Origin of the sequence: uncultured Romboutsia sp. (assembly GCF_958366745.1) — a bacterium.
GTDB classification, from domain to species: Bacteria; Bacillota; Clostridia; order Peptostreptococcales; family Peptostreptococcaceae; genus Romboutsia; species Romboutsia timonensis.
The window spans coordinates 1-8,255 of sequence record NZ_CATXCO010000099.1 but is presented as its reverse complement, the minus strand read 5'-3'; the positions used below and the strand labels follow the sequence as shown (position 1 = coordinate 8,255).

Here is an 8,255-nt window from a genome sequence, read left to right as displayed (position 1 = left end):
CAATATGAGTATAGATGAAAAGATTGAAGAGATTAGGCATAATGAAAATTATGTAAGGTTTGAGAATATAGATAAAGACTTTGTAAATGCAATTATATCGGTGGAAGATCATAGGTTTTATGAACACAATGGATTAGACTTTATATCGATAGCAAGAGCAACTATAAAAAATATACAAGCAGGAAAAATAGTTCAAGGTGGAAGTACAATAACACAACAATTAGCTAAAAATCTTTATCTGAATGGAGATAGAGAATTTTCAAGAAAAGTATCTGAAGTATTTTTAGTTAATGACCTTGAGAAAAAATACTCTAAGAATGAAATATTTGAAATATATGTAAATATAATAAATTATGGTAATGGATATACAGGTATAAAAGAAGCTAGTGAAGGCTACTTTGGAGAAGAATCAGGTGATTTAAATTTACAACAAGCAACTATGTTAGCAGGACTACCTCAATCTCCGAAGAGATATAATCCAACGAAATATTATGATAAAGCTGTGGCTAGACAAAAAGATGTAATTGCAGCTATGCAAAAGTATGGAGATATTGATTATAAAGAAGATTATTATATTTTAGCTGAGAGAGACTTTAATTTAGCATAGTAAAAAAATCTATATAATTAAAATGTACCCTATAGAGTAGATATTCTTACTAATTGTCTACTCTATAGGGTACATTTTAATTTAAGATAGCTATTTATACTTTATTATATATGAAGTTCTAGAAATATGATATATAACATAGGAATATTAATTTACAGAAAACTGTTTTATTTTAACATATAGAAATATAATATAAAAAATAGTATTATTATATGGAGTATTAAATTAAAAGGAGTTGTTATAATTGGCCAACATAAAAGATGTAGCAAAGGAAGCTGGCGTTTCAGTAACTACTGTATCAAGAGTCATGAACAATAGAGGATATATATCTGAAAAAACAAGAAAAAAAGTTTATGATGCTATTGATAAGATTAATTATCATCCTAATGAACTAGCAAAAAACCTTCAACAACAAAAAACTAACTTAATAGGATTAATATTGCCGGATATAAGTGTAAATTTTTATGCAGAAGAGGCCAAATATATTGAAGAAGAATTATATAACCGTGGTTATAAGCTTATGTTGTGCAATGCTTACAATAGTAGCAAAAGGGAAAATGAGTACATAAATATGTTACAAAGAAATAAAGTAGATGGAATCATAATAGGTAGTCATACTCTTGAAATTGAAGATTACTTAAAAATTAACTTACCTATAATTGCATTAGATAGATATCTTGGAGAAAATATTCCTGTTATATGTGCAGATCACGTTCAAGGTGGACGTTTAGCAGCTAAGCATTTAATAGATTGTGGTTGTAAGAATGTAGTACAGTTTGCTGGTTACAATAAGGTTAAGCTCCCTGCAAATAAAAGACATTTAGAATTCACAAAAACTATGATTGAAAATAATATAAATTTTAAAACAATAGAAATGGGTTTAAATTCCTTTACTGATGAAGAGAACTTAGATTATATTGATTATATGTTTGAAAACTATAAAAATATTGATGGAGTTTTTGCTACAGATAATATTGCAACATTAGTTGTAAAAGAAGCAATGAAAAGAGGTAAAAAAATTCCAGATGATTTAAAAGTAGTTGGCTATGATGGAACAAAAAATTCGGAACTATTCAATCCAATTTTAACTACTATAAAACAGCCAATAAAAGAAATTTGTATAGATGCTGTAGATAAATTGATAAAACTTATAGATGGAGAATGGATTGAAGAAAAAGAGATAAATCATACTATTACATTAATAAAAGGTGAAACTACTTAAATTAAGACTGTAAATATAAAATATATTTACAGTCTTTTAATTAATATGGGTTTAGAATTTATTGGAAGTTTTGGACAATTTATCAACTAAAGCCATAACAATACATACAAAAATGTGAAAATGATATTTTAAGAAACATATAGACGGAAGCGATAGCAAGTAACATACCGTTGGTAATATGAAGAGATTTGACGATACATTTATCAGATAAAATGAAATTTTTATACATCAAATTAGAAGTAATATAGTTAGTAGCAAATAAATATGTCAAACGTTGAGCATATACATTATTGTAAAAAGTGATAAACCTTCAATATGTAAATTTAGATAATAAGTACTAATATTTAGAAAAAAATATATACAATTATAATTTAGAAATAGATAATAAAAAATGAAAAAAAATATGTTAAACGATTGACATATATTTTGAGATTGATTAATATATATAATACAAAGGAAAACATTTCCTTAAAAATTTTAGAGGGGGATAAGAATGTTAAAAAGAAAAAAAATAACAAGTTTAATATTATGTGCTGCATTATCAGCAGGATTATTAACAGGATGTGGTAGCACGAAAGGAGGAGATAGTAATTCTGATGTAACAGAACTTACTGTATGGAGTCCTCAAGGAAATCAAGATGAAAATAATTATTATAATAAAAGAATAGAAGAATTTAATAAAGAGTATGAAGGCAAATATAAAGCAACTATAGAGTTAATACCAAGAGCAAATGGTTATGAATATGAAAATAAAATAAATGCTGCTGCAACATCAGGTGATTTACCAGACGTACTTAGTGTAGATGGACCTACTGTAACTAACTATGCTGAATCTGGCATCCTTGTACCAATTGAACAATATGTAAGCGATGAAGAAAAGTCAGATTTTGTTCCATCTATTATTAATCAAGGTACATACAATGATGAATTATATACTTTAGGAACTTCTGAATCATCAGTTTTACTTTTTTATAATGAGAAAATGTTAAATGAAGCTGGGATAACTCCGCCAACTACTTTAGAGGAAGCATGGACATGGGAAGATGTTTATGAAGCAGCTAAAAAATTAAATAAAGATGGTGTATATGGCATTGACTTAAACTGGGACTTAGGAGAAGGTCAGATATATGGTCTAGCTCCAATAGTTTGGTCATCAGGTGCTGAACTATTATCTAAAGATGGAAAAGTAGCGAATGGTTATATCAACTCTCCTGAAGCAGTGGAAGCATTAACTTATTATCAAAAATTTGCAACAGAAGGTTTAATGAATCTACAACCACTTCCAAATGAATTTGAAGAAGGAAAAGCAGCAATGTATTTAATGGGTTCTTGGGAATTTACTAAATTAAATAATGATTATCCAGATTTTGAGTATGGTGTAACTTATTATCCTGCTAGCGCAAAAACTAAAAAAGTAGTATCTCCATCAGGTGACTGGTGTTGGGGAGTAACATCAGGATCTGAAAATCAAGAGGGGGCTGCTGAATTAGTAAAATTTCTAACAAATAAAGATTCTGTAAAAGAGCACTGTGATATGATAGATAAGCCAGCATCAAGAATTTCAGTTCTTGAATCTAATGAAAGTTATAATGAGTATCCTAGAAATATATTAAAAGATCAAGTTACTAAAACTGCTCATACAAGACCATTAACAACTTCATACCCAGTATTATCAAAAGAATTTAGTTCGGCAATGCAAGATATACGTACTGGTGCAGATGTTAAATCAGCATTAGATAAAGTTGTACAGAGATTTGAGGAAGATATAAAACGTAATAATTAATTTAAATAACTATAAGTTTATAAAGTTGACTAACTAAAGTTTATAAGGTCTTATCTTTAATTATACAACTTTATAAACTTTTTTAAATACCGTTCAAGAAGGGTGGAATAGTTGTGCAAAGTTCTATGAAAAATAATAATATAACTCTTAATGAGAAAAAAAGTATGTCTATGAAGTCTAAAAAAGCTATTATGGGTTCTATATTTATAGCTCCAGCTCTGATATTTATTTTTATATTTTTATTATTACCGGCAATATTGGCGTTTATATATAGTTTCCAAAATTATAATATGTTAAAGCCACATGCAAAAGTTTTTGTAGCATTACAAAACTATATGGAAATATTAAAAGATCCAGCATTTTATAAGGTTTTAAAAAATACAGTTTACTTTGCAGCAATAGTTGTACCAGCACAGAGTGCTGTTGCCTTATTATTAGCATTAATAGTAAATGCTAAAATTAAAACTTCTAAAGTCGCAAGAATATGTTTCTTTAGTCCAGTTATAACATCGATGGTTGTTGTATCTATATTATGGACTTTCTTATATAACAAAGACAATGGAATGATTAACTCATTTTTAAGTCAGCTTGGTATACCAGCGCAACCATTTTTATTAAGTGAAAAACAAGCTATGAATTCAATTATTATAATGTCTATATGGCAAGCAGCAGGATATCAAATGATGATTTTTCTTGCAGGTCTTCAAGATGTTTCACCAGAATTATATGAAGCAGCACAAATAGATGGTGCTAACTGGTGGCAAAAATTTACAAATGTAACATTACCAGGAATACAACATGTATCTAACTTTGTTATATTAATGACTACAATACAAGCTTTTAAATTATTTACACAACCGTATATAATGACTGGTGGTGGCCCTAATGAATCTACAAAAACACTAGCATATATGATTTATGAACAAGGTTTCCAGTATCGAAATGTAGGATACTCTTGTGCGATAGCGGTATTATTCTTCCTTATTATAACTGTAGTTTCAGGTATTTTAAAGAAACTTATAATGAAAGAAGAAGATTAAGGGGAGGATTTAAATGAATATACAAACTAAAAAGAAAGTAAATAAAGCATTTTTATATGCAGTACAAATATTCGTAGCTGTAGTATTTGTAATACCTTTAGTATGGATGATAGTATCATCTCTAAAGCCAGAAGTTGATATATTTAAAGATATGAATTCTTTAGCTACACTTATGCTTAATAACCCAACATTAGAAAACTATAAAGAAATGTTTGCAAGATCAGAAATAGTAAATAGTATGTTAAATAGTACTTTTTATATTGCGATGATATTAATAATTGGGATACCAGTAAATGCTTTAGCTGGATATTCTTTAGCAAAATTAAATTTTCCAGGCAAAAAAATAGTATTAGGATTAATAATAGCTCTATATATAGTACCATTTGAAACTGTATTACTTCCATTATATCTAGTAAGCAACGGCTTAGGAATAACAAACTCATACTTAGCATTAATACTACCTTTTGTAGGTAACTGTTTTAATATATTTTTATTTAGACAATTCTTTATGTCTATGCCAAAAGATTTAGAAGAAGCAGCAAGTATAGATGGATGTGGACCACTAAAAACTTTTGTAAGAATAGTTATACCAAATTCAAAACCTGTTTTAGCAACAGCTACAGTATTAACTGTTACAACTCATTGGAGTGACTTTATGTGGCCATTAATATCAGTTACATCAAAGGAATATAAAACAGTTCAATTAGCGATACAAGGATTTTTTACTGACCCACCAGTAAGATATGGTCCAATAATGGCAGCTTTAGTATTTACAACAATACCTATAATAATATTATTCTTATTATTACAAAAGTACTATGTAGAAGGTATAACATCAAGTGGAATTAAAGGATAGAAAAGATTTTTCAAGGGGGATATTATGTTACACAATCAATGTTTAGTAAAAAGTCAAACTTATATAGAATCTATAAAAGACGAAGTAAAATATAAGCCATATAGACAAGGATATCATTTTATGGCGCCTGTAGGTTGGATAAATGACCCAAATGGTTTATCATATTATAATGGAGAGTATCATTTATTTTATCAACACAATCCATATAGTGGGGAATGGTCATCTATGCATTGGGGGCATGCAGTTAGTAAAGATTTAGTTAACTGGAGACATATGCCCATAGCCTTAGCTCCAAGTGAGTCATATGATAATGATGAAAAAGGTGGATGTTTTTCAGGAAGTGCTGTAGATGATAATGGAGTATTAACTTTAATGTATACAGGTACAGTTAATAAAGATGAGAAAAGCATACAAACGCAGTGTATAGCCAGAAGTAATGATGGAATTAATTTTAAAAAATATGAAAATAATCCGGTTATAGAAACATTTCCAGAAGAGGGATCTGCGGATTTTAGGGATCCTAAAGTATGGAGGGAGAATAACTCTTGGTATGTTGTAATTGGATCAGGAAAAGATGGAAATGGAAAGGTACTTTTATATAAATCAGATAATTTACTAGAATGGAATTATGTAGGTGTTATGGCAGAATCTAATGGTAAATTCGGATATATGTGGGAATGTCCTGATTTTTTTAAGCTAGGAGATAAATATGTTTTAATGTTTTCACCGATGGGACTAGAAAATAGAAAAGTTGTATATCAAGTTGGGGAAATGGATTTTGAAAGTGGAAAATTTACATATGAAAATGAAGGAGAAATAGATTTAGGTTTTGACTATTATGCACCTCAATCTTTACTTGATGACAAGGGAAGAAGAATAATAATAGGTTGGCAAAATAGTTGGCCTTGGATGTCTTGGTTTAATGGATATGGTCCTACAATAGAAGATAAGTGGAATGGATGCATGTCTATACCTAGAGAAATAAGGTTAACAAGTGATAATAAGCTTCAATTTATACCAGTTGAAGAGTTAGAAGTACTAAGAGATAGCTGTATAACATATGAAAATATAACATATGGATTAGAAAATCTATGTCTAGAAGTAGGAAATGGAATTCATTATGAATTAAATGTAGATATAGATCTATATAAAACTACTGCTAAAGAATTTGGATTTGAACTTAGAAAATCAGATAAAAAAGCAACTAAAATAATGTTTAATATAACTGATAAGAAAATTACATTTGATAGAAATAATTCAGATGATTATTCTAAAGGTATAAAAACTTGTGATTTAGAATTAGATAGTAATATTTTATCTATAAAAATATTAAGTGATACCTCATCACTTGAAATATATACAAATAATTATAAAACTGTATTAACTTCAAATATATATCCAAGTGAAAATGAAAATAAAATTGAAATGATAGCAACAGATGGCGAAGTTTATATATCAACATTTAAGGGATACTCCTTAAATACTGTAAATCAGGAGGAAAAAATATGTACGATGTAGTAGCATTAGGTGAACTACTAATAGACTTTACACCATATGGAAAAAGTAATCAAAACAATGATGTACTTGAAGTAAATCCAGGTGGGGCACCATGTAATGTTTTATCTATGTTAAGTAATCTAGGATATAAAACTGGATTCATTGGAAAAGTTGGAAATGATGGATTTGGAAAACTATTAAAAGAAACATTAGACAAAGAAAATATATCAACAGATGGATTAGTATTATCAGATGAATATAATACTACAGCAGCATTTGTTCATTTAGACGAAAATGGAGAACGAAGTTTCTCTTTTTATAGGAATATTGGAGCAGACGAAATGCTAACAGAAGATGAAATTAATGAAGAGATGATTAAAAATAGTAAGATTTTTCATTTTGGGACTTTATCAATGACTAATGAACCTGTAAAATCAGCAACAAAAAAGGCTATAGATATTGCAAAAGAAAATAATGTATTAATATCATTTGATCCAAATTATAGGCCAGCTTTATGGAAAAATGATAATCTAGTAAAAGAGGCTATAGAATATGGATTAAATAAGTGTGATATATTAAAGATATCTGATAATGAACTAGAGTTTATTACAGGTATGAATGATATGAATGAAGCGATAATAGAAATAAAAAATAAATACGATATAAAATTAATACTTGTGACCCTTGGAGAAAATGGAAGCATGTATTGGTATAAAAATTGTATAGGATATAGAAGTGGATTTAAAAGTGAAGTTATAGATACTACAGGTGCTGGAGATACATTCCATGGAGCATTATTAAGTAAAATTATGGAAATTGATATAGACAATATAGATGTAGAATATTTAGATTATGCTCTTGATTTTGCTAATGCAGCAGCTTCTATAGTTGTAAAAAGAAAAGGTGCATTAAAATCTATGCCGACAAAGGAAGAAATAAATACTATTTTAGAAGATCGATTAAGTTAAATATTAAGTAAGGGTAGATATTATTTTTACTGACTTACTTGAGAATTATTTTGAAAATTAATATTGTAAAATCGAATTTTTTATAAAAAGAAAGTCTAATGACTATTAAACTATAATAGCGTAGACTTTCTTTTTATATTCTATGCTAGTTTTTATGATTAAGTAGTGAATATATTTATAGATAATATATACAAATTAAGAAATAAATTTTATAAGTTAAAAAATACAATTATAGTAGTCGAACTTAAAAAAGTTCGTAAATAGATTCTTCAAGGCTCTTGT

General features: G+C 28.1%; 7 protein-coding genes. All 7 read left to right on the top strand.

Features of this window, described 5'->3' with window-relative positions; translation table 11 throughout:
* The coding region (locus tag Q5F54_RS07825; protein WP_302334188.1) for a biosynthetic peptidoglycan transglycosylase at positions 1–607 on the top strand (607 nt) is incomplete at its 5' end.
* Positions 608–851: 244 nt separating this feature from the next.
* Positions 852–1,829: a LacI family DNA-binding transcriptional regulator gene (locus Q5F54_RS07820; protein ID WP_302334187.1), complete on the top strand. Its 978-nt coding sequence runs from the start codon at positions 852–854 to the stop codon at positions 1,827–1,829.
* Positions 1,830–2,322: 493 nt separating this feature from the next.
* Positions 2,323–3,612: an ABC transporter substrate-binding protein gene (locus Q5F54_RS07815; RefSeq protein ID WP_302334186.1), complete on the top strand. Its 1,290-nt coding sequence runs from the start codon at positions 2,323–2,325 to the stop codon at positions 3,610–3,612.
* Positions 3,613–3,725: 113 nt separating this feature from the next.
* Positions 3,726–4,652 carry a carbohydrate ABC transporter permease gene (locus tag Q5F54_RS07810; RefSeq protein ID WP_288526376.1) on the top strand — a complete coding sequence of 309 codons (927 nt, stop codon included), beginning with the start codon at positions 3,726–3,728 and terminating at the stop codon, positions 4,650–4,652.
* 13 nt (positions 4,653–4,665) lie between these two features.
* Positions 4,666–5,508, top strand: a complete 843-nt coding sequence (locus Q5F54_RS07805) for a carbohydrate ABC transporter permease (protein WP_288526377.1) — start codon at positions 4,666–4,668, stop codon at positions 5,506–5,508.
* A gap of 24 nt (positions 5,509–5,532) precedes the next feature.
* On the top strand, positions 5,533–7,026 hold the full coding sequence (locus Q5F54_RS07800) for a glycoside hydrolase family 32 protein (protein ID WP_288526378.1): 1,494 nt from the start codon (positions 5,533–5,535) through the stop codon (positions 7,024–7,026).
* Positions 7,014–7,973, top strand: a complete 960-nt coding sequence (locus tag Q5F54_RS07795; RefSeq protein ID WP_288526379.1) for a carbohydrate kinase — start codon at positions 7,014–7,016, stop codon at positions 7,971–7,973. The genes Q5F54_RS07800 and Q5F54_RS07795 overlap by 13 nt, the downstream gene beginning before the upstream one ends.
* The last annotated feature ends 282 nt before the right edge of the window (positions 7,974–8,255 follow it).

Excerpts from the sequence above, each read along its gene's own strand:
- Q5F54_RS07815 (WP_302334186.1), top strand. The coding sequence starts at position 2,323 with ATGTTAAAAAGAAAAAAAATAACAAGTTTAATATTATGTGCTGCATTA.
- Q5F54_RS07795 (WP_288526379.1), top strand. The coding sequence starts at position 7,014 with ATGTACGATGTAGTAGCATTAGGTGAACTACTAATAGACTTTACACCA.
- Q5F54_RS07805 (WP_288526377.1), top strand. The coding sequence starts at position 4,666 with ATGAATATACAAACTAAAAAGAAAGTAAATAAAGCATTTTTATATGCA.
- Q5F54_RS07800 (WP_288526378.1), top strand. The coding sequence starts at position 5,533 with ATGTTACACAATCAATGTTTAGTAAAAAGTCAAACTTATATAGAATCT.